The sequence below is a fragment of the Phyllobacterium sp. SB3 genome, from assembly GCF_040009165.1.
Classification (GTDB): Bacteria; Pseudomonadota; Alphaproteobacteria; order Rhizobiales; family Rhizobiaceae; genus Phyllobacterium.
Map to the genome: position 1 here is coordinate 590,988 of NZ_JBDYKI010000003.1, position 21,069 is coordinate 612,056.

General features: G+C 50.8%; 21 protein-coding genes. 7 read left to right on the plus strand and 14 right to left on the minus strand.

The window, feature by feature from the left end; genetic code table 11:
* The first annotated feature begins 226 nt into the window (after positions 1-226).
* Together ABKW30_RS14025 and ABKW30_RS14030 are read left to right on the plus strand one after the other, a co-directional pair.
* Positions 227-2,740 (plus strand): FAD-dependent oxidoreductase, encoded by a 2,514-nt coding sequence (locus tag ABKW30_RS14025; protein ID WP_348599536.1) that lies wholly within the window; start codon positions 227-229, stop codon positions 2,738-2,740.
* A gap of 123 nt (positions 2,741-2,863) precedes the next feature.
* Complete coding sequence (locus tag ABKW30_RS14030; RefSeq protein ID WP_348599537.1) at positions 2,864-3,715, plus strand: DUF1194 domain-containing protein; 852 nt, start codon at positions 2,864-2,866, stop codon at positions 3,713-3,715.
* A 2-nt stretch (positions 3,716-3,717) separates the two neighbouring features.
* Here ABKW30_RS14030 and ABKW30_RS14035 read toward each other — a convergent pair whose 3' ends face one another.
* Complete coding sequence (locus ABKW30_RS14035) at positions 3,718-4,716, minus strand: GlxA family transcriptional regulator (protein WP_008123533.1); 999 nt, start codon at positions 4,714-4,716, stop codon at positions 3,718-3,720.
* Positions 4,717-4,933: 217 nt separating this feature from the next.
* Complete coding sequence (locus ABKW30_RS14040) at positions 4,934-5,194, minus strand: hypothetical protein (RefSeq protein WP_348599538.1); 261 nt, start codon at positions 5,192-5,194, stop codon at positions 4,934-4,936.
* Between the two features lie 136 nt (positions 5,195-5,330).
* Between ABKW30_RS14040 and ABKW30_RS14045 the strand changes: the two genes are divergently transcribed.
* Positions 5,331-6,239, plus strand: a complete 909-nt coding sequence (locus ABKW30_RS14045; RefSeq protein WP_348599539.1) for a LysR family transcriptional regulator — start codon at positions 5,331-5,333, stop codon at positions 6,237-6,239.
* Here ABKW30_RS14045 and ABKW30_RS14050 read toward each other — a convergent pair.
* From ABKW30_RS14050 to ABKW30_RS14090, 9 genes are all read right to left on the minus strand, one after another.
* Positions 6,229-6,951, minus strand: a complete 723-nt coding sequence (locus tag ABKW30_RS14050; protein WP_348599540.1) for a copper homeostasis protein CutC — start codon at positions 6,949-6,951, stop codon at positions 6,229-6,231. The two genes, ABKW30_RS14045 and ABKW30_RS14050, sit on opposite strands and share 11 nt — an antisense overlap.
* Positions 6,948-7,862 (minus strand): ROK family protein, encoded by a 915-nt coding sequence (locus ABKW30_RS14055; RefSeq protein WP_348599541.1) that lies wholly within the window; start codon positions 7,860-7,862, stop codon positions 6,948-6,950. Before ABKW30_RS14055 ends, ABKW30_RS14050 begins: the two co-directional genes overlap by 4 nt.
* A 65-nt stretch (positions 7,863-7,927) precedes the next feature.
* Positions 7,928-9,955 (minus strand): ASKHA domain-containing protein, encoded by a 2,028-nt coding sequence (locus ABKW30_RS14060; RefSeq protein WP_348599803.1) that lies wholly within the window; start codon positions 9,953-9,955, stop codon positions 7,928-7,930.
* Positions 9,956-10,094: 139 nt separating this feature from the next.
* Positions 10,095-11,057: a methyltetrahydrofolate cobalamin methyltransferase gene (locus ABKW30_RS14065; protein WP_348599542.1), complete on the minus strand. Its 963-nt coding sequence runs from the start codon at positions 11,055-11,057 to the stop codon at positions 10,095-10,097.
* 10 nt (positions 11,058-11,067) lie between these two features.
* Positions 11,068-11,940: a methylenetetrahydrofolate reductase gene (locus ABKW30_RS14070; protein ID WP_348599543.1), complete on the minus strand. Its 873-nt coding sequence runs from the start codon at positions 11,938-11,940 to the stop codon at positions 11,068-11,070.
* A gap of 16 nt (positions 11,941-11,956) precedes the next feature.
* Positions 11,957-12,259, minus strand: a complete 303-nt coding sequence (locus tag ABKW30_RS14075) for a virulence factor (protein WP_348599544.1) — start codon at positions 12,257-12,259, stop codon at positions 11,957-11,959.
* A gap of 118 nt (positions 12,260-12,377) precedes the next feature.
* Positions 12,378-13,049: an exopolysaccharide biosynthesis protein gene (locus ABKW30_RS14080; protein WP_348599545.1), complete on the minus strand. Its 672-nt coding sequence runs from the start codon at positions 13,047-13,049 to the stop codon at positions 12,378-12,380.
* 70 nt (positions 13,050-13,119) lie between these two features.
* Positions 13,120-13,695, minus strand: coding sequence for a DUF4893 domain-containing protein (locus ABKW30_RS14085; RefSeq protein ID WP_348599546.1), 576 nt, complete (start codon positions 13,693-13,695; stop codon positions 13,120-13,122).
* A gap of 71 nt (positions 13,696-13,766) precedes the next feature.
* Positions 13,767-14,390, minus strand: a complete 624-nt coding sequence (locus ABKW30_RS14090; protein WP_348599547.1) for a DUF1638 domain-containing protein — start codon at positions 14,388-14,390, stop codon at positions 13,767-13,769.
* Positions 14,391-14,458: 68 nt separating this feature from the next.
* On the opposite strand from ABKW30_RS14090, the gene ABKW30_RS14095 reads away from it, so the two are divergent.
* Positions 14,459-14,614, plus strand: coding sequence for an entericidin (locus ABKW30_RS14095; protein WP_348599548.1), 156 nt, complete (start codon positions 14,459-14,461; stop codon positions 14,612-14,614).
* A 67-nt stretch (positions 14,615-14,681) separates the two neighbouring features.
* Here ABKW30_RS14095 and ABKW30_RS14100 read toward each other — a convergent pair whose 3' ends face one another.
* On the minus strand, positions 14,682-15,380 hold the full coding sequence (locus tag ABKW30_RS14100) for a cobalamin-binding protein (protein ID WP_008123516.1): 699 nt from the start codon (positions 15,378-15,380) through the stop codon (positions 14,682-14,684).
* 242 nt (positions 15,381-15,622) lie between these two features.
* Between ABKW30_RS14100 and ABKW30_RS14105 the strand changes: the two genes are divergently transcribed.
* A complete protein-coding gene (locus ABKW30_RS14105) occupies positions 15,623-17,209 on the plus strand; it encodes a trimethylamine methyltransferase family protein (protein WP_348599549.1) in 1,587 nt (528 codons plus the stop codon).
* Between the two features lie 89 nt (positions 17,210-17,298).
* Positions 17,299-17,973 carry a hypothetical protein gene (locus ABKW30_RS14110; protein ID WP_348599550.1) on the plus strand — a complete coding sequence of 225 codons (675 nt, stop codon included), beginning with the start codon at positions 17,299-17,301 and terminating at the stop codon, positions 17,971-17,973.
* A gap of 3 nt (positions 17,974-17,976) precedes the next feature.
* On the opposite strand, the gene bmt is transcribed toward ABKW30_RS14110, so the two are convergent.
* Both bmt and ABKW30_RS14120 read right to left on the minus strand, forming a co-directional pair.
* Positions 17,977-18,987, minus strand: coding sequence for a betaine--homocysteine S-methyltransferase (bmt, locus tag ABKW30_RS14115; protein ID WP_348599551.1), 1,011 nt, complete (start codon positions 18,985-18,987; stop codon positions 17,977-17,979).
* A 90-nt stretch (positions 18,988-19,077) separates the two neighbouring features.
* Positions 19,078-19,914, minus strand: a complete 837-nt coding sequence (locus ABKW30_RS14120; RefSeq protein ID WP_348599552.1) for a helix-turn-helix transcriptional regulator — start codon at positions 19,912-19,914, stop codon at positions 19,078-19,080.
* 117 nt (positions 19,915-20,031) lie between these two features.
* Between ABKW30_RS14120 and ABKW30_RS14125 the strand changes: the two genes are divergently transcribed.
* Complete coding sequence (locus tag ABKW30_RS14125; RefSeq protein WP_348599804.1) at positions 20,032-21,069, plus strand: fatty acid desaturase; 1,038 nt, start codon at positions 20,032-20,034, stop codon at positions 21,067-21,069.

A 21,069-nucleotide genomic window follows, 5' to 3' on the forward strand; every position in this document is an offset into this window, starting at 1 on the left:
AATTCACGTGTCGACTTCATGATTAGTACGCAGTTATCCATATTGCGTTAAATTGAACATGTAATTCTCATGTTTTTTAGTTGAATCAATCAGTGTTTACTATGCGTCGCGGCGTGTTTTGGGCATGTCGCAAACAGGCCTTAGCAAAAGGCATGCTGAACGGCATAGTGCACAAAATTCGCAGATGCCATTCGAGCGATCGATCGATACCAAAGGATAGTATGAAATGAAGACTGAGGCGCGTGTTGTCGTTATCGGCGGTGGTGTGGTGGGTGTTTCGACACTCTACCACTTGGCAAAAAAAGGCTGGAGCGACGTTGTCCTGATCGAGCGAAAAGAGCTTACGTCCGGATCTACCTGGCATGCTGCTGGCTTGTTGCCTTTGTTCAATATGAGCTATTCGGTAGGCCAAATTCATAAATACTCAGTCAAATTTTACCAGGAACTTCAGGAAGAGACCGGCATGAATGTCGGCTTCACCAACTGTAGTAACATCCGTCTTGCCCGCACCAAAGATCGCTGGGACGAATTTATGTATTATGCAGGTGTCGCTGAGACGATTGGCGTTCCGGTCAAACTGCTTACCCCCGAGCAAGTAAAGGAAATTTGGCCGCTGGCGGAGATTGACGGTATTCTTGGTGCGATCCAGCATCCGGATGACGGATATATTCAACCAGCAGATTTGACGCAGGCGCTTGCAAAAGGTGCGCGTGATCGCGGCGCGTCGATCTATCGTTACACTACCGTGCTCGGTATTGAGCAACTGCCGTCAGATAAATGGCTGGTCAAGACCGACAAAGGGGACATCACGGCCGACCATATCGTTTCTGCAACAGGCAATTTCGCCCGTAAAACCGGTAAAATGGTTGGACTTGATGTCCCGGTTATTCCAGTGGAACACCAGTACATCGTGACAGAGCCACATCCTGCTATCGTAGAGCGCAAGGCAAAGGGCCTGCCTGAAATGGGCGTTCTGCGAGAAAGTGATAGTTCGTGGTATATGCGTGAAGAAAATGGCGGTCTGCTGCTTGGACCATATGAGCGTGGCGCGCCGGTTTGTTATGTCGATGGACCGTCCGACGGCAGTGAGTACGAACTTTTTCAGGAAGATCTTGACCGCCTTGAACCTTACATTGAAACAGCAATTGCGCGCGTTCCTGCTTTTGGTGAAGTCGGTATCAAGAAGGTCTATAACGGCGCCATTGCTTATACGCCGGATGGCTCTCCGATTATCGGGCCTGCGCCGCGTCTGAAAAACTTCTGGCTTAATGAAGGCCATTCTTTTGGCGTAACCGCAGCAGGTGGTGCCGGTTGGCAATTGGCTGAGTGGATTGTCGAAGGTGAACCATCCATTGATATGATGGGCGTCGATCCCCGTCGTTTTGGTCCTTACGCAACTGAAGGGTATCTGAAAGAAAAGAACGAAGAGGCGTATGCCGAGGTATTTTCTGTTCACTATCCGGATGAAGAACGTGGCGCAGCGCGACCATTGAAGCGTTCTCCAACATATGAACGCCAGAAGGAACTGGGAGCCGTATTCGGGACTGTTTACGGCTGGGAGCGTGCCAATTGGTTTGCACCGAAAAGCTACGAGCTGGATGTCGCGAAGCTCGACAAGCCGGATGTTCTGATGAATCACAATCATCCGAAGCCGGTGGACGGCAAAGTCAAGGAAATATGGTCTTTCCGCCGTTCGAATTACTTTGAACATGTTGGTAATGAGATCAAAAATGTGACCAGCAATGTTGGTCTTCTCGATATGTCCGCATTCGCGAAGATGGAAGTATCCGGCCCCGGTGCGCGTCAGTGGCTTGACTCAATTCTGGCCAATCGCATTCCCAAGAAGCAGGGGCGAATTGCGCTCTGCCATTTGCTTACGAAAGAGGGCGGTGTTCGCTCTGAGTTCACAGTATATGAATGGGTCCCTGGTAAGTTCTATCTTGTTTCGGCAGGTGCTTATGAGAATCATGATCACGATTATCTTTACAAGCTCCTCCCGACAGATGGCTCGGTGTCGCTACGTCCCATAACGTCGACCTACGGTGTGCTGGTTCTCGCAGGACCGAACAGTCGCAAAGTCTTGCAGAAGCTGACTCGTGCTGATCTTTCCAATGAAGCATTCCCATGGCTATCAGGTAAGGAAATCAGTGTCGGCACAGCAACAGCACATGCCTTACGGGTAAATTTCGTTGGTGAGCTTGGCTGGGAGTTGCATCATCCAATTGAGCAACAAAGTGCGATCTATGAAATGCTTCTTGATGCGGGTGCAGAGTTTGGCATAAAGCCTTTCGGTATTCGGGCGATGACGGCAATGGCCGTCGAAAAGTCCTATCGGCTGATCCCGCGCGAATTGTCTATTGAATATAACGCGTTTGAGAGTGGTCTGGATCGCTTTGTGCATCCCAACAAGGGTGACTTCATCGGCCGCGATGCAGTAGTTAAGGCTCGGGAAGATGGTCTCAAGTGGAATTTCGTAACACTTGAAGTGCATGTTCCCGGTGTTTCAGACGTAGATGCGCGTGGGAGTGAGCCGATTTACCTAAAAGGTGAGCTTGTTGGCCGCGCAACTCATGGTGGTTATGGCTGGCGATTGGGCAAGAGTATTGCTCTTGGCATGGTCAAGCCAGAACACTCAGCTTTAGGTACGCAACTCGAGATCAAGATTTTGGGTAAGACTCATAAAGCAACTGTTATTCCAGAATCGCCCTTCGATACGGAAAATGAACGTTTGAAGGCCTGATCTATTCGTCGAAGTGTTTAAAATGGCGCCGGTTTGGCGCCATTTTCTTTTGTGCCTATTCAACTGCGCGTGAACAAGCGTAAACCTGCTTTGCGTTACCATGTTTTCCGGTACACTTTATGCATGTCATCGCAAAAGAGAGCTCTTGGTAGTTTTCTGATACTGGCGACGTTTCTGGCCAGTTCTTTGGCGCGCTCACAATCAAACGAAATTGATGTCGACGTGGAGTTGGTTCTGGCTGTCGACGCATCGCGTTCAATGCAAAGCTTTGAGCAAAAAATTCAGCGCGATGGTTATGTCGCTGCTCTCCGCCAGAAGGACGTGGTCCGCGCCATTCGAGAAGGTGTCCATGGCAGGGTAGCCATAACCTACGTTGAATGGGCTGGTTCCACGATGCAGCGCGTCATTGTTCCATGGATGATAGTGGACGGTGCAGACACAGCAGAAAGATTCGCATCATTGCTTTCTGAGCCTATTCCATCGACGCAGAGCAGGACATCGATCTCCGGTGCAATCGATTTCGGCAGCAGTCTGTTTGACGATAACGGATTTAGAGGTTTGCGGCGTGTTATCGATGTTTCAGGAGACGGGGCAAACAATAATGGGCGTTCTGTATTGGAAGCTAGAGAGCAGGCTACTGCAAAAGGTATAACGATAAATGGCCTGCCACTCATGACCCGCGGTGATTTTTATTCTGATTGGGCGGTAGAGGATTTGGACGTCTACTACACCAACTGCGTGATTGGCGGACCAGGTGCTTTTATGATCCCAGTCAATTCCTGGGATCAGTTTCCCGAAGCGGTAAGGCGCAAACTCGTTCTCGAGTTGGCGGGGAATATACCTGAGATGCACAAGGTAAATTACCGCATGTCGGATAAGTCGCCTGTTTTGCTTGCGCAAAACAAAGGGAATTATGATTGCATGTCCGGCGAGAGAATATGGCAGAGGCGCATGCAAGATTGGGAAGTACGCTAAATTTATGCTGCCATTAGTTGCTTGCGATCTGCACGTTCCTGTTGCGGCGAGCGTCCATATAGCTCGCGATAGCATTTCGAGAAGTGCGAGGCAGAAACAAACCCACAGGCCACGGCTACCTCGACGATCGGCATTGATGACTGGATCAACAGATGCCGCGCGCGGTCAAGCCGGATTTCCAGGTAATAACGGGCTGGTGACCGGCCCATTTCCTGACGAAACAACCGTTCGATCTGACGGCGCGACAGCCCAACATGATCGGCAATTTCAATTAATGATAATGGCTCTGACAATCGTGCTTCCATCAACTCGATAATGGTCAACACTTTTGAATTCTGCACGCCGAGACGTGCACGAAGTGGCAGGCGCTGACGATCATGTGGGCTCCGGACACGATCTGTCAGAGCCTGCTCACAAACCCGATTGACAATATTATCGCCGAAATCATCACCGATAAGTTTGAGCATCATATCGAGTGCGGCAGTGCCACCTGCGCAAGTGTATATATTGCCGTCAACTTCAAACAGATCAGCGTAGACATCAGCTTTTGGGAAAGCTTCAGCGAAGCCCGGTAGATTTTCCCAGTGGATAGCACAGCGCTTGCCCGAAAGTAATCCGGCTGCTGCCAGGATGTGCGCTCCCGTACAAAGGCCGCCCACGGCTACGCCACGATTGAATTCCTCACGAAGCCAGGCAAAAACCGATTTGTTTTGAAATTTTTCGACATGGACGCCGGAGCAAACAAACACCATTGATGGGCGTTCTTCGCCGGTCAAATAACGACGCTCGTCCTCAAGGGAGGAATTGGCTGCGCATTCGACGCCATTGGATGCTGTTACCGGCTTTGCGTCCACCGATGCAAGACGCCAGCGGTAAGCCTCATAACCCAACATTCGGTTGGCTATGCGCAGCGGCTCAATCGCTGTCGCGAACGCGATCATCGAAAAATTAGGAACGAGAAAAAATACGAAAGACCGCTTGGTGAGACCGACTTGATCCATGTTGACCTATGTTCCCGTATCTGACTTTAAGGCCATGTCGCACCTGAAGCAGTTGATTCAGGCATCGGGCGTGGTCTTTAGAGCTTTTTTTCAGATAGAACCATAGAATTATTCTAAATGGAAGTGGCCCACCCTGTGTCGCAAAAGCGCAGGTGTCACCAATATCAAAGAGAGCAGACAATTCGTTATCTGCTCCCTTTTTCGAACAATCGCTCATTTAATTTGGCCGATGCTTCAACTCATTGCACTTCCGAACCTGACGCTCATAAAGATCAGGCCAGCCAATATCTTCACGGATACCTTCAGGCAAGGAATCGAGAGCGGTTTCCGTCGCATGAAGTCTACGGATACGTGCAATTGAGTTGCGCGCTTTCAAGACTGTTCGAGCGATGCTTTGAGCCTGTTCGTTGATAGAAGCTGTAATGCGCCCTGAGAACCCAATCTCACCCTTGTTGTAGCTTTCATCGCAAGTACTCATTTCCTTTTCCTTCTCGAAAGAAAGGAGCGTTGTTGCTTACCTTTCTGTAAGCTTGACTATCGGCTCTATTTGATGTTCAATCAAACGAAATTAGAGAATGATATGATTAAGAAAAATTGATGAGGAAGGCGATCACATGTCAGCACCAATGCATCATCCCATTCCGATCCTTGATCTGGATGTCTTGCGCACATTTGCGATGATTGCCGAGACCGGTAGTTTTTCTAGTGCGGCTAATGCGGTCTTTCGCACGCCCTCTGCTGTTTCGATGCAGATCAAGAAACTGGAGGAAATTCTAGGTCATGTATTATTGGAACGTGATGCGCGTTCAGTGAAGCTGACACCAAGCGGTGAGATATTACTGGGTTATGCCAAGCGTATGCTCTCACTGAACCGTGAGACGGTTGCCAAATTCATCGCTCCTACTGTCTCTGGCGTTGTTCGCCTTGGTGCGCCTGATGATGTAGGTGAGCGGGTCCTGCCATTTGTGCTGAAGCGTTTCGCTGAGTCACATCCGGACGTAACAGTCGATGTGGTCATCGACCAGAGTAATAATCTTCGCAAGCGTCTTGATGAACAGCGCCTTGATGTAACATTGGTGAACGTTAACGAAACATTGGCGAAGCACGATGAAATCGAAGTCCTGATGACGGAAGAGATCATCTGGGCAGGAGCGAAATGCGGCAATGCCCATGAACGTACGCCGCTGCCGCTATCGATGTGGGAAGAGGGCTGCATCTGGCGCGCGAATGCGATTGAAGCGTTGGAAAGCATGGGTAGGGATTATCGTGTGGCCTATATGAGCGCCCATACGATGGGACAGCGCGCCGCCATTGTTGCCGATCTTGCTGTCGCGCCTTTCTCCAAGTTTTTGCTGGATGATAATATGGTGCAACTGGGGCCGGAACACGGATTACCGGAACTTGGAGAATCCAAGCTCGGTATGCTTGTTACAAAGAATGCTGGAGCCCATATCAAAGCTGTGGCGCAGCATCTTCGGGTCTATTTCGAAGGTTATGAACGCACGGGTAAGCTTACCTGCTGAGGCAGTAGTCTTTTAGTGCTCTGACGAGATTGGAGCTGGTCCGTTTCTGCGAGAGAGTTTCAAAACCAAGCCTTCTTGCGCCTTCACTTATCGGCGGCGAAGCGACAGAACACGATGAGTGAATTTCCGAAAAAGGAATACGATCAAGCAGCATGCCGGCGTTGGTGATATTAACTCCCGATCCCGGCATGATCTTTATTCTACCCTCGGCAAGGTCAAATATTTGTTTCAGATCATCAATGCCTTCGACAGATGTAAGGGCGCGGCCTGATGTAAGAATTCGCTCAAAACCAAGTTCGACAGCTTGGTTTATCGCCCCTGTAATGTCCGGTACGAGATCAAATGCACGGTGTAGTGTAATGCCTAGCCCATCACATTGACCGATTAAACGAGCAAGGGTGGCTTGGTCTAATTCGCCACTGGCAAGATTTGCGCCAAAAACCACGCCGGCGAGGCCACTTGCGCGTACGGTATCGATCTCATAGAGCATTGCATCAAGATCAGCATCACTGAAAACAAAATTCCCAGGTCTTGGGCGGATCATCGCGTAGACGGGAATCGGTGAAGCTGTCGCTTGCTCGATAAGTCCTGGTGTTGGTGTCAAGCCGCCAAGATCGAGAGCGGAACAGAGTTCAACCCGGTCAGCGCCACCATCGATTGCTGCTGCCAATCCCTCGGGATTATCGACACAAACTTCAAGTAAAACAGTCATTTCGCTTTTTCCATTAATCCGAGAACACCGGCACCAATCAATCCTGGCTCAATTTTGAGCTCTGCCGGGATAACCAATGGCTTGTTAGTTTGCCGCAAAATCCGCGCACGCACCGCTTCATCCAGTCGGCGAATAAGTGCCGTAGAGTTTGCAAGCCCTCCACCGACAGGTACAATTGAAGCACCAACGATATTAACTGTCATAGCCAGGGGGCCGCTCACCATATCGATATAAACATCAATGGTTCGAGTGGCGGCCTGATCACCGGCGTCCCAAGCGGCAATGATTTCCGTGCTGGGGAGAGAAATACCGTGGATGTGGTGATGGAGCCGTTCCATACCACGGGCAGCACCGACGGCGTCAACGCAACCAACTTGACCGCAGCCGCAGGCATAGCGAGGGATGGCAACAGGCGGATTCCCTGCAAGTGTAGCTGAAACAGGACCATGGCCCCATTCGCCTGCAAAGCCACCAGCTCCCTCATGAATTTTACCGTTGATTACCAGTCCTCCACCAACTCCGGTTCCCAAAATAACGCCGAACACCACACGGTGTCCACGCCCTGCACCGACAACAGCTTCTGAAAGGGCAAAACAATCAGCGTCATTGGCAACGAGCACGGGGCGTTGCAATTTTTTGTTGAGATTTCGCACCAACTGACGACCGTGAATGCAAGGAATATTGGCGCAGGTAATTTTGCCGGTATCAGAATCGACTACGCCTGCGATAGAGATAGAAATAAGACTTGCCGGGTCGGCACCACCATCCGCTGCAATTCGTTCTATGGATGAAGCGAAAAGGTCAAAATCGTGCAGCGGTGTCGCGACTTTCGGTAACGGCCTTATATCTCCAGGTGAATAGGCTATTGCACCTTTGATGGCCGAGCCGCCAATATCAAAACAGGCTATCATGGGTGGTTATTTCCAGAATCAATCATCTAGGTTGTTTGATAGCGGAAATTGGCAAAGGCACAAAGCTAATCGCGGCTGCGACGTGCAGCGCGATCTTCACGAGAGCGACGGCGCGGCGTAGCGTCACCGGCTACACCATCCTCACTGACATTCTTACGTGGCGGCAAGGTGACAGCCTTGGACAGTTTCGGAAACGGGTCTACTTTGTTCGGCATGGCCATTGCATAGACAAAATGTTCCTGAAACTTGGGTTCGAGCGCGGTTTCAATTTTCTCAATCTTGGTAACGGCATCTTCTATCTCGCGACGGTAGTTGCGGTTGAGCAAAGCCATTCGTGCACCGGTACCAGCGGCGTTACCGACTGCCAGTACCTTGTCCAAGTCGCAGTCTGGGATCAAGCCAAGTACCATGGCATATTTCGGATCAATGAAAGAACCAAAGGCGCCAGCAAACCTGATCTGATCTACGTGATCGATGCCCAGCTTGTCCATGAGCAATTTAACACCAGCATAAAGTGCTGCTTTGGCCAATTGAATGGCTCGAACATCTGTCTGGGTTATGGTGATCGTCGGTGTGCCCTCGCGGAGAAGATAGGAGAATGTACGTCCAGTCGCCATGACACGGGGAGATTTTGCAGAAAGGCTACCGTCGATGACACCATCTTCCGAGATTACGCCGGAAAGATACATCTCGGCCACAACTTCGATGATTGCCGAGCCGCATATACCAGTAATGCCGCTTGTTTTCACTGCTTCGGCAAAGCCCGGCTCATCGGACCATTGTTCGGTCCCTATAACACGGAAACGAGGCTCAAGAGTAACCGGATCAATACGCACGCGCTCGATAGCACCGGGCGCTGCCCGTTGACCACCGGAAATCTCTGCTCCTTCAAATGCGGGGCCAGTGGGCGAGGATGCAGCAACAGTGCGATGGCGGTTTCCAAGCACGATTTCCGCGTTGGTGCCAACATCGACGAGTAGCATCATCTCATCCTGACGATGTGGGCCTTCTGCGAGCGTGGCAGCAGCGGCATCGGCACCAACATGTCCCGCAATGCACGGCAGCATATAAACGCGAGTCCCCGGGTTCATCGGGAGGCCGATATCCGAAGATTTGAGATGCACTGCTCCCGATACAGCCAGTGCAAACGGCGCTCCGCCTAGCTCAGTCGGATCAATCCCGAGGAACAAGTGGTGCATGATCGGGTTGCCAACAAAAACGGCGTCAAGAATATCTTCGCGCGCTACGCCACCTTCAGTGCAGACCTTGTCGATCAATTCATTAATGGCTCCGCGAACTGCAGTCGTCATACCTTCGCGCCCATCAGGATTCATCATCACGTAGGACACGCGGCTCATCAAATCCTCACCGAAACGTATCTGCGGATTGGACGTACCGGCAGAGGCAATGGTGCGGACTGACAAAAGCGATGACAGGTGCATGGCAATTGTCGTCGAGCCAATGTCGCAAGCAATACCGTAAGCCTCGTTCTTCAGGCCAGGCCAAAGGCCGATCATGGTTGGGCGTGCTGTCTCTTCATCGTGATGTATAGCTGCTGTGACGCCCCATTGTCCTTTACGCAATATTTTCTGCACATCAGCGAGAAGATAGGTATCCACATCGATATTATGGAAGCCCCATTCTTTCTCCAGAGCAATCTTAAGGCGATCCAAATCTCCAAGCGGCTTGTGCATGTCGGGTTCTTCAACCTCAACGTAACACATGCGGACTGCCGGATTTCGTTCAATAACACGTGTATCTACGTCCTTGCGCACAACCTGCGCATTGACCTGCACATCTTGCGGTACGTCGACGACAAGATCACCTAGAATTGTTGCAGAGCAAGACAGCCGTCGACCTTGTTTCAGGTCGCGCTTTTCGGCATATCGCTGTTCCTTCGGACCAAATTCGGAAATGTGCTCATTAGAAGAAGTTATGCCGTGTTTGGCAAAGCGGCCTTCCTGCACCTCCACCTGACAGCGCCCGCAAATACCGCGGCCGCCACAAACGCTTTCGACATAAACTCCCAGCGTACGTGCCGCTTCAAGTACAGGTGTGCCAACAGCAAAACGCCCACGCTTTCCCGACGGCATGAAAAGAACGAGTGCTTCTTTTGCCGAAGTTTCGGGCGCTTTCACAGGTGCATTCAAAATCGGTGCTCCAAAACTTTTAGGTGAGGGGCGTGGACGCCACTCACCTTCCTATGCTGGGCAGAGTGTTCGGCGCGAACGCTTAGCTTGCGACGCCACGTCGCGCATCACGTCCGCCACGACGACGGCCACCACCGGTTGAATCGGCAGGAACAGAAACTGCCGCTGTTGCGCCAGGAGCAGCCGGTTGATGATCGCGATATTTTTTGATCCAGTAAGTGCAATTGGCATCTGTACCGTTAAGCACGTTGGCCGCGTGGACAGCTTCCATTTCCTGCGGACGGCAAGGGTTCATGATGGCCGAGGTCATACCCGCACCGATAACCATGGGAATAAAGCCAGCGTTGATTCCATGGCGGTGAGGAAGGCCGAACGAGATGTTTGAAAGGCCACAGGTCGTATTAACCTTCAATTCCTCGCGCAAGCGGCGAAGCAATGCAAATACCTGACGTCCCGCATCCCCAAGCGCACCGATTGGCATCACCAACGGATCGACCACGATGTCATGGGCTGGGATGCCAAAATCAGCAGCGCGTTGAACGATCTTCTTGGCGACGGCGAAGCGAACATCCGGATCCATCGAGATGCCCGTCTCGTCATTTGAGATGGCAACGACCGGAACATTGTATTTCTTAATAAGAGGAAGAATAGCTTCAAGCTTTTCCTCTTCTCCGGTGACCGAGTTTACAAGTGGACGACCTTTGGCCACACGCAATGCTGCTTCGATCGCTGCGGTAACCGAACTGTCGATGGATAGCGGCACATCGACAAGGTTCTGTACGATTTCAAGCGTCTTGACCAACAGATCTGGCTCTGTGGCGTTTGGATCTACAGCCGTTACGCCTGCATTTACGTCCAGCATGGTTGCACCAGCGGCTACCTGCTCAAGCGCATCCTTAATGACAGTATCGAAATTTCCCGCAACCATTTCAGCTGCAAGCTTCTTGCGGCCCGTAGGATTAATCCTCTCGCCAATCACACAAAAAGGCTGATCGAAACCGATGATGATTTCTCTGGTTGCCGAAGCAACAATCGTACGGGTCATGCAGAGATCCTTAATTCGCGGCTGAGTTTGCTGCCAGATATTGGGTAGTGTTCAAATTCCACGAACCACGATCAACCAACCATTCGGATGATTTCTTCAAACCACCAAACGGGAAGACATGAATCTGCTTGATCGCTGATGCTGAATTGCCGATAGCGTGTTGTTCGATTGGCCCAACTACGCCTTCTGGTGAATGGCTAGTTGCAAGTGCAGTCAGTGAAAGCGCGTTCTTTTTCAAGAAGCTGATGGAGTTGCCTACACCACACATGGCCGCATATTTGATTAGCGTAGTGATTTTGGCAGGACCTGCCACGCCAAGATGCACTGGCAGATCTATACCGTGCTCCCGCAGAGCTTCGGAGTAACGGATGAAGCGATCCGCATCGAAACCGAACTGCGTGACAACACGAAGACGAGCTCCAGTACGTTCACCAAAGTTCTTCTTCAGGCGAAGGGCTTCAATAGCGACTGCTTCGGAAAATTCAGGGCTGCCTTCCGGGTGACCGGCAACGCCCATTTCATTGATACCGTACTTGTCGAAAAAACCAGTCTCTAGAACCTGCATCGTCGAAGAGAATTCGCCAGCTTGCCGTTCCAGTCCACCGCCGATGACCAGAACATCTGTTACGCCGGCTTCGTGTGCGGCGCGGCGAATGCGATTTTCCAGCGCCGCTTTCGTTGAAAGACGGCGCGAAGCAAAATGTGGAACAGGTTTGTATCCAAGATCATGGATACGCTTTGCCGCCGCCGTCAATGTATCAACGCTGTCGCTGCCCATGTCAGTGATATAAACGCGTGTACCTGCCGGAAAAAGCCCCGGGAGATCCTGTGATTCAATAGCTTGGCGTGCCGCGACTTCGATTGATGCTGCAATTTTGGTCATTGGCTTCGCTCTCAATTCATGAATTGTCATGTCCACCTGCCTTTACAAGCGCCACAAGGCGTTCCCGGTCATAATCACTGTCAATGCGGGCGAGGGCTGCATCAGCCTCAGTCTCAAGATCATCACTTACAGGCACTGGCGTGCCGCGGCGCCATTCCGCCAGATAGGCGTCGGAATCTTTGGCACCTATGCGCATGGCGCACATGTCTATGGCTTCAGTAAAACGAAGGGGAAGCTCGCGCTTGGCTGCCTGACGGCCCTTTTTGACGGTTACTTGGGCGGGAATGTCCCGCCAATAAACGACAATGAGATCAGCCATGCAATCTATCCTCCGACAAGGACCGTTTTGCCGGAAAATAATGGGTTGAGCTAGCTATCTCACGACGCCCGGGCACTCAAATGCGACGTGGTGAGGTAGTGTTTTTGCGACAAATTAATTAGAAGGGCCAAAAACTTGCAGCGTAGGTAATTACACTGGCGGCAATGAACGCAAAACCGGCAACGATACCGATAGAGATAACGCCTATCGTAAGCCCAGCAAACAGTAGGCGTCCATCGCGTTCGCACAAGGCAATGCCGATAATAGCCGTTGCCAGTGCGGGCAACCAGTTTGAAAGCGGCATAGGTAAGACGACTGACATGCCTAGGATCGTGGTGAATGCGCCAAGCAAGCGATCACCTTGCTTGCGGCCAAAAGGCCAATTACGTGGTTTGATGAAACGTTCGAGCCATTGAAGCCAAGGTACAACTTTATCCGAAACCTGCCTGAAACGCTCAGGAGAGATTGATTTGGTACGCAAGAATGCTGGCAACCAAACGGAATCACGCCCCATAACCATTTGAACTGACAGGAGAACCAGCGGGATACCCGTTACAATACCAGTGCCGGGCGGCAACGGTAAAAGGTTCAAAATTGCAAAGAACGTCAGCAATGCCGCCAAGCTGCGATCCGTAAATGCATCTTCGAGTTCGGTGAATGAAACAGGAGCCGTTGCGGAGAGAGACAAGTCCTTGAAGACTTGCGAAAGCGGACGCGGATCATTGTCCGTGTTGACACTCTCGATTGTCTCCTCCGGATTCAGCTTTTCGTTTGCGTCAGTAACAGTCATCGTCTCGTCTTTGCATATGCTTTCGACGCATATGGCGTGAGCTTAATGACATTGCAATGACGAAAGGGGTTTAACGTTTCAATTCCAGAACGTCGAGAAGTGACTCACGTGCCGGTGCCGGAAACTCGATCCGAAATGAATCTTTCGAAGTTTTATAGGTATAACCTACTTCATCCGTGTCAGCGCCAGCGCCATACTTCTTTGGTTGGTCGCCAGCAATATAGCCACTTCCGAGGTATGTTAACCTAGTATCGCTTTCAGTAAAGAATCGACCCTTGGTACGTTGTGATCCGCTAATCTTTTCCAGCATCCAGCCCGATCCGTCGTCTGTGACGCGACATTTAAACCAGCTGTAGATTACCAGCGGCGTAGTTTTCCCCAGTTTGGTAGTTCGGCACTGCCAATCACCAGTCATGTCAAAGTCTTCATTGAAACTGAGTGCAGCAGCCGTGAATATCTTGTCTAGTTCAGCAACATTAGCGGCATTACCATCTGTTTTTGCTTCATCCAATGCTTGTTTTTTTATCGTCTCGTAGCTTTCAAGACGTGCTTTGTCAGAAGCCGTGATAATGTTGTTTATCGTTCCATCTGCATGGGCAGAACCTGCAACACAGATCAAAAGAACTGTCAAAATTGGAATGCGCATGGGGATATTCCTGTTTGAATCGAACAAGACAAAACGATTTGAAATCGCCCATATTATGGCACGCAGATGGATCAGTAGTTGGCTGCGGCGGTGAGGGCAGGGATGAGATCGCCATAGCCAGTGAGGCGGCGTTCATAGACTAGTCCAAGAAACTCTGCGGCCTTCTCGGCTTTGATGCTCAATTCCGGATCGTCAGTTTGCGCCATATAAATCATCTTTTTGTAATTGCCGAAATACATTTCACGCAATTCGGGATGACGATCCAAACCTAAAGGCTTGACCATAAAGGCATCGAAATGACGAGCGAGAAAATCGGTCATAAAGAATGATGTCATGTCATCATCCCATTGCGCCGCAAAAAGCTCATTACCAGCATAGAACGAAAAGCAATGAGGACCGGCAATTCGCTCAACGCCATGCTTTTCGCACACCCGATCCAGCAAACCGCCGGTCCCGCAATCCGCATAACCGATAAAAACCTTTGCTACGCCTTCGGCTTTGGCCTTTTGAATTGCTTGGTCCACCGACGGTGCGATCTTGTCGGGATGATGGTGATACTCAGCAGGTAGACAGGTCAGCTGCAAATGTTCCAGACCAAATCGCTGCCGAATGGCCAGAATTTCGCGCGCGATCATACCGCAAGCAATGATCCTTACGGTCTCAGGTTGAATTTTCTGGTTTCGGCTAACATTCATGGAACCGATGTTGCTCCATCGCGTTATGCGAACGTTGGATTTAATTTATCAGAACGGGAGACATTTCCATGAAACTATCACACCTCGCTCCAATTGCAGCTGTCCTTGCTGTTGTAACGCTTGCAGGCTGCGCCAATACTATTCGGGGCGTCGGCGCGGATACTGCAAATACGGTCAATGCTACTCAGAATGCGGGTCAGCGGGTTGCCAATTCCGCCCAGTAAGGGCACTTCTTAAAGCCTTTCCCAAGAACGAAAACGGCCACGCCACCATGTGGCCGTTTTCGTTGTATCATGCACCAGACATCTGGTTGTGCTTACGTTTCATGAATGATTTCGCAGTTTCGACGGCCACAGCGGCATCTCGGCAATAGGCATCTGCACCAACCGCCTTACCGAATTCTTCGTTCAGCGGCGCGCCGCCGACAAGTACGACATAATCCTCGCGAATGCCTTTTTCCTTCATCGTATCGATAACGACCTTCATATAAGGCATTGTTGTGGTAAGTAGTGCTGACATGCCGAGGATATCAGGCTTATGTTCTTCAATGGCAGCCAGATAATTTTCGACGGGATTATTGATACCGAGATCTATGACATCAAACCCGGCTCCTTCCATCATCATGCCAACAAGGTTTTTACCGATATCGTGAATGTCGCCTTTGACAGTGCCGATAACCAGCTTGCCCTGTTTGGGAGCACCTGTAGCAGCCAGAAGAGGGCGTAGGATAAACATTCCAGCCTTCATTGCATTGGCCGACAAGAGAACCTCCGGCACGAACAGAATGCCGTCACGGAAATCCTCGCCGACAATGCGCATTCCTTCCACCAATGCCTCGGTGAGCACTCGATAAGGCACCCATCCGCGTTCAAGCAGAATATTGGTGCCTTCTTCGATTTCTTCCTTCAGACCATCATAAAGATCGTCATGCATTTGCTCGACGAGTTCGTCGTCTGAAAGCTCCGAAAGAATGATTTCATCGTCGGCCATTTCTATGCTTCCTTTCGCGCCTCATGCAGATGTCAACAACGGTTCTGGCGTTTATCTATCATATCGGGCAAGTTGCTGAAAACACATTGCTTAAATGCGACCTCGTAAATGACGAAAACGACTGTTGGTTGTCTCCGATGCGCCACCCGGTGCCGCACACGGAAACGCTCTTGCATGCTGTGCCGCTAGGATTTGGCGTGTTGAAGAAAAATCTGCGTTTATGAAGCGCTGAGGAGAAGAAAATGAGTGAGGATACGTCAGTTGATGCTCCCGCAGAAACGGAAACAGGCAGTGGTCGTCGCGGACGGGGCGCTGGTGCGGGTGCTGCTGCGCGTCGTGCAGCCCGATCCGGTGGCGGTCCTGGTAAATCGCTGACCTATATCACCCGCAAGATTAATACCTACGAAGTGCTGGATGAAGAAGGCTTGGCTATTATTGAAGCCAATGCCGACACAGTGCTTGAAGAAATAGGCATTGAGTTTCGCGATGATGCCGAAGCCTTGGCGCTTTGGAAAGAAGCTGGTGCCGATGTAAAAGGCGAACGTGTTCACTTTCCGAAAGGATTGCCGCGATCACTCCTGAAAACAGCCCCTTCTGTTTATACGCAGAATGCGCGTAACCCGGAGCGTTCTGTTCAGATTGGTGGTAAGGCAACAGTTTTTGCACCAGTTTATGGTCCGCCCTTCGTCCGCGACCTCGATGGCAATCGCCGTTATGCCACCATCGCCGATTTCCAGAATTTTGTGAAACTTGCCTATATGGCGCCATCAATCCATCACTCGGGCGGTACGGTCTGTGAGCCCGTGGATGTGCCTGTAAACAAACGGCATCTTGATATGATCTATGCTCATATCAAGTACTCTGACAAACCCTTTATGGGTTCTGTCACCGCCCCTGAGCGGGCGGAAGATACGATATCCATGTGCAAGTTGGTTTTCGGTGATGATTATCTAGATCAGAACACTGTGCTGACCAGCCTTATCAATGCGAACTCACCAATGGTTTTTGACGAGACCATGTTGGGTGCGTTGAAAGTATATGCACGCAACAATCAAGCCTGCATTGTCACGCCTTTCATTCTTGCCGGTGCGATGAGCCCGGTAACTGTGGCGGGAACTTTGACGCAGGTTCTGGCGGAGGTTTTGGCTGGTGCTTCGTTCACGCAGCTGATCCGTCCGGGCGCGCCTGTTATCTTCGGAACTTTCGCATCATCAATTTCGATGCAATCTGGGGCGCCGACGTTCGGCACCCCTGAACCATCCCTTGTGTCTTATGGTGCAGCACAACTTGCACGGCGGCTCGGCCTGCCATTCCGTACTGGCGGTTCACTTTGCGCTTCGAAAGTCTCCGACGCGCAGGCGGCTTATGAAAGCGCCAACACGCTTAATTCGACGCTTCTGGCCGGTACAAATTTCGTGTTGCATGCAGCCGGTTGGCTTGAGGGCGGCCTAGTCTCTTCCTATGAAAAGTTCATGATGGACATTGATCAGCTTGGGATGGCTCAGAAAATTGCGGAAGGCGTCGATCTTTCTGAAAATGGTCAGGCTATGGACGCTATCCGGCAAGTCGGACCTGGAAGCCACTATCTTGGCTGCGACCATACACAAGCGAACTTCCAGACAGCCTTTTATAGGTCGAACATCGCGGATAATAATTCCTACGAGCAATGGCTTGCAGAGGGCGAGAAACGTGCCGACCAACGCGCCAATGAACTTGCCCGCCGCTGGTTGGAAACATATGAAGCGCCATACCTAGATCCAGCGATTGATGAATCTTTGAAAGAGTTCATTGCCAAGAAAAAGGCATCAATGCCCGACGCTTTCACCTGAAAGAAGCCCGAAGACGGCCGGGCTAAAGTGGCCGATCTTATCCATAAGGATGTCTGGGCCTCGGCAGTGAAGGGGTAGGGTATCTGGCGATGAGTGTTGATGTAACGTTGGAAGATATTGCCGCCGGATTGAGGCCGTTCGGTCTCGTTCCGCGCGGCGGATTTGTGTTTGATCGACAAACTCTACCGCCAAATCTTGCGAGTGAAGCTCGGCCTGTCAGCGTAGTTATGATCGGGCATTTCGGGTCGGCAATATGGCCGCACTTCATTAAGTGGCAACAACTCCAATCTGGGGTAACTGATCCACTCGACGCGTGGTCCAAGCACGTGTTGAACCGCGTGGCCATGAAGTTTGGAGCTGTAGCCGTCTTTCCATCAGATCGGCCGTATCAACCATTTCAGCAATGGGCAAAGCGTGCTGAGGGAATTTCCGCTTCTCCTCTAGGGTTGTTAATCCATCCGCAGTACGGCCTTTGGCAGGCGTTCAGAGGCGCATTATTGTTTGATTGCGAGATTGAGTTCTCGCAACAGAGTACAGCAAGCCATCCATGCGATACTTGTCTGGAAAAACCCTGTCTTTCTGCCTGTCCCGTCAATGCATTTAACGGGACTGACTTTGCAGTCGATTGCTGTCGCGATTATCTATCGAGCGAAGGCTTTGAGTGTATGGAAAACGGCTGTAAAGCGAGACTTGCATGTCCTGTTGGCCAGGAACATACCTATTTGCAAGATCAGCAACGCTTTCACATGGCTGCTTTTGCGTAATAATTAGCCGCGACGGCCTCGTCGCTCACGCTTCGGAATGTCGTCCGCATGCGCTGCAAGTTTGTTGCGCATTGGTCCAATGACTTCAATGATTTCTTCAACAGTGGGGCGGGAACCTTGCTTATGCCCGTCTAACGCATTGCGCATCGCTGCCAAGTGTTCGAATGACGTTCCACAGCAACCGCCGATGATTTTTGCGCCCCCATCAATGGCCAGACGCGTATAATTTGACATAAGCTCCGGTGTACCAGAATAATAAATCTCAGCCCCCCGAAATTCGGGAATACCGCAATTGCCCTTGATAACAATAGTTGCAGATGGATCGGCCTCACTCATATCGAGCAGTGATGCCAATATGTCCGACGCGCCAACGCCGCAATTCGCCCCAACAGCTACCGGGCGCTCGGCTAGGCCATCTACAACGCCGTGTATCTCCTTAGGCGGTAGACCCATCATGGTCTTTCCAGCTGTATCAAAAGAGCCCGTATAGACGTAGGGAAGGCCAACCTTGACTGCCGCTTCTGCTGCTGCCCGAATCTCCCCCGGAGCAGACATTGTCTCAATCCAGGCAACGTCAACGCCACCTGCCTTCAAGCCCTCTAGCTGTTCTGTGAAGGCAGCTACAGCGTCCTCTTCAGTAAGTGCGCCAAGCGGAACCAGTAGCTCCCCTGTGGGGCCAACCGAGCCCGCGACAATGACCTTTCGGTCCGCTTTGTCAGCAACATTGCGAGCGAGTTCTCCCGCGGCCTTGTTCAATTCGAAAACGCGATCCTGAGCATGATGCAGCTTAAGACGATGGCGTGTTCCGCCGAACGAGTTCGTCAGAATGATGTCAGCGCCTGCATCGATAAAACCCTGATGCAGAGCGATAATTTTTTCAGGTTGTGCCTCGTTCCAGAGTTCTGGCGCTTCACCTGCTTCCAAGCCTGCAGCAAACAAATTTGTTCCTGTGGCGCCATCTGCCAAAAGCACGCCCTTTTCGGCAATCAGATCAGCAAGCGGGTTTGCAGTCATGGATATTGTCCTCTCGATCGATAGTATGTCGATATAAAGAAATCTTTATATGTGGTCAATTCTCATTTGCGACAAGGCTTGACGCGATAACTATTCGACCTTCAAGGATGAAACGTAGCTCGCGATTTCATGGGCATTAACTTTGGCAACGCGTATAAGGCCATCGAAGTGCCGTTGCATTGTTAAAACAGCTTCGGTCGTATTGAGTACGAGATACATACCCCCGACAAAAAGTGCGACGCGATAAGGCCCAAATACCGTATAGGGCACCGAAAACCGTTCGCGGCCATCAAAAAGATAAAGCCGGAATGAGGGATAAAGCTCCTCAAGAAGAGCCGATATATGTGCAAGTTGCTCGGCACGGATTTGTTTGGTCAAATCATTCCAGATGCCGTTACCTGATGCAAAGTCATTCAATGTCTGCAAGGGCATGCAGACTTCCATATCTGTGCCTGGTTGGCGATTGTAATCAAGGCGAAAGGCGGTTTCGCTCATCTGAGCGGCGGGATCACGATGAACCATCGATGTTTCATAGGCAATGACCGCCGGTGTGCGTAACAAGTCTGGAATACGTGCCGGGACGTAGCGTATCTTGCTACCCGTGGCTTCAGCGTGCCAACGGACGAGAAGAGTGCGTTCGAAATTGTCAGGTCCCTCTTCGATCTCCATGCTTGGACGTAATTCGCCGGTGATCCCCTCGTCTTGGCTAAGCCCAAGTAGCCAATCCAAGGAAACAGAGTGGCGCTCTGCAATATTAAGTAGGGTTTCAACTCTGGGTAGACGTGTCGACTGGCCTGACAGGAGTTGGGAGAGCGCCGATCTATCAATTCCGACGGAGTTGGCAAACGCAGATTGGTTTTCGCCGCTACGACTAAGAAGGCTTTTTATTCGCGTTTGAAACAAGCGCGAAAGATCTCGCTTATCCATATGATAGCTGCCATTTATTTACAATATGCAACAATTGCATTATTTGGTGCGCAAAATCAACACTTATACGCAATTGTATCATTGCTGACAGCTCCTGACAGTGAGACCATGAAAAACATGGAATCAGAAAGACATACCCCAACAGCATCAGCAACGGCGGCAAATCAGAAGCGACGCCGCTCCATTGAATGGCCAACAGTTGCCCTGATGGTTCTGTGCTACGGTCTTTGGTTTTTTGCCGGACTTTATCTTTACGCGATCCTGCCCGTTTTGGCACTTTTCCTCATGGCCATCGCCGTTGCGTTTCATTCATCATTGCAACATGAAGCGCTGCATGGTCATCCTACGCGCAATGGGACAATCAACGAATTACTCGTCTCAATACCGCTCGGCCTGTTTTACCCTTTCAGACGGTACAAGCATTTGCATTTGAAGCATCATGCTGATGAGCGCCTGACAGATCCTTATGATGATCCGGAGAGTTATTTCAGGGCACTGGGAGATTGGGACAAATTACCGAAGGCACTGAAAACTCTGTTGAACTGGAATAATACTCTTATAGGTCGCATCATAATTGGCCCTGCTTTGATGGTGGTCGGATTTCTCATAAGCGAATTCAGGCTGATTACAGGAGGTGAGCGAAAGACACGTAACGCGTGGCTAATACACCTGCTCGGTCTTGTTCCCATGCTTATTGTAGTTTGGTTCGCATTCGGTATCCAGATCTGGATTTACGCTCTCACCGCAGCCTATTGGGGATTGTCGATCATTGCTATTCGAACCTACTGCGAACACCAATGGTCTGAGCGCCCGGATGGACGGACCATAATTGTAGAAAAGTCGCCTCTAGCACTATTGTTCCTCAATAATAATCTGCACTTTGTCCATCATAAGCGTCCAACTGCTCCGTGGTATGATCTGCCGCAAATCTATGATGAACAACGCGAGGAATGGCAGAGGATGAATGGCGGTTATGTGTTCCGCAATTATTTCGAGATTCTGCGTGCCTATGCGTTCCGCCGCAAGCAGGAAGTCGTCCATCCGGTGTTACGTCGTGAACCAGCAACTGCACGCGCTTTCCGTCCGCGCCGCCATGGCATCAGTTTACAGGGCGGTACCACTTTGCCTATTCCAGCAGAGCCGCCAAAAGACTAA

Excerpts from the sequence above, each read along its gene's own strand:
- ABKW30_RS14040 (WP_348599538.1), bottom strand. The coding sequence starts at position 5,194 with ATGAGTACTTGCGATGAAAGCTACAACAAGGGTGAGATTGGGTTCTCA.
- ABKW30_RS14080 (WP_348599545.1), bottom strand. The coding sequence starts at position 13,049 with ATGACTGTTACTGACGCAAACGAAAAGCTGAATCCGGAGGAGACAATC.
- ABKW30_RS14030 (WP_348599537.1), top strand. The coding sequence starts at position 2,864 with ATGTCATCGCAAAAGAGAGCTCTTGGTAGTTTTCTGATACTGGCGACG.
- ABKW30_RS14075 (WP_348599544.1), bottom strand. The coding sequence starts at position 12,259 with ATGGCTGATCTCATTGTCGTTTATTGGCGGGACATTCCCGCCCAAGTA.
- ABKW30_RS14065 (WP_348599542.1), bottom strand. The coding sequence starts at position 11,057 with ATGACCCGTACGATTGTTGCTTCGGCAACCAGAGAAATCATCATCGGT.
- ABKW30_RS14120 (WP_348599552.1), bottom strand. The coding sequence starts at position 19,914 with ATGGATAAGCGAGATCTTTCGCGCTTGTTTCAAACGCGAATAAAAAGC.
- ABKW30_RS14055 (WP_348599541.1), bottom strand. The coding sequence starts at position 7,862 with ATGATAGCCTGTTTTGATATTGGCGGCTCGGCCATCAAAGGTGCAATA.
- ABKW30_RS14090 (WP_348599547.1), bottom strand. The coding sequence starts at position 14,390 with ATGAATGTTAGCCGAAACCAGAAAATTCAACCTGAGACCGTAAGGATC.
- ABKW30_RS14050 (WP_348599540.1), bottom strand. The coding sequence starts at position 6,951 with ATGACTGTTTTACTTGAAGTTTGTGTCGATAATCCCGAGGGATTGGCA.
- ABKW30_RS14035 (WP_008123533.1), bottom strand. The coding sequence starts at position 4,716 with ATGGATCAAGTCGGTCTCACCAAGCGGTCTTTCGTATTTTTTCTCGTT.
- ABKW30_RS14025 (WP_348599536.1), top strand. The coding sequence starts at position 227 with ATGAAGACTGAGGCGCGTGTTGTCGTTATCGGCGGTGGTGTGGTGGGT.
- ABKW30_RS14070 (WP_348599543.1), bottom strand. The coding sequence starts at position 11,940 with ATGACCAAAATTGCAGCATCAATCGAAGTCGCGGCACGCCAAGCTATT.
- ABKW30_RS14045 (WP_348599539.1), top strand. The coding sequence starts at position 5,331 with ATGTCAGCACCAATGCATCATCCCATTCCGATCCTTGATCTGGATGTC.
- ABKW30_RS14125 (WP_348599804.1), top strand. The coding sequence starts at position 20,032 with ATGGAATCAGAAAGACATACCCCAACAGCATCAGCAACGGCGGCAAAT.
- ABKW30_RS14095 (WP_348599548.1), top strand. The coding sequence starts at position 14,459 with ATGAAACTATCACACCTCGCTCCAATTGCAGCTGTCCTTGCTGTTGTA.
- ABKW30_RS14085 (WP_348599546.1), bottom strand. The coding sequence starts at position 13,695 with ATGCGCATTCCAATTTTGACAGTTCTTTTGATCTGTGTTGCAGGTTCT.
- ABKW30_RS14110 (WP_348599550.1), top strand. The coding sequence starts at position 17,299 with ATGAGTGTTGATGTAACGTTGGAAGATATTGCCGCCGGATTGAGGCCG.
- ABKW30_RS14060 (WP_348599803.1), bottom strand. The coding sequence starts at position 9,955 with ATGCCGTCGGGAAAGCGTGGGCGTTTTGCTGTTGGCACACCTGTACTT.
- ABKW30_RS14100 (WP_008123516.1), bottom strand. The coding sequence starts at position 15,380 with ATGGCCGACGATGAAATCATTCTTTCGGAGCTTTCAGACGACGAACTC.
- ABKW30_RS14105 (WP_348599549.1), top strand. The coding sequence starts at position 15,623 with ATGAGTGAGGATACGTCAGTTGATGCTCCCGCAGAAACGGAAACAGGC.
- bmt (WP_348599551.1), bottom strand. The coding sequence starts at position 18,987 with ATGACTGCAAACCCGCTTGCTGATCTGATTGCCGAAAAGGGCGTGCTT.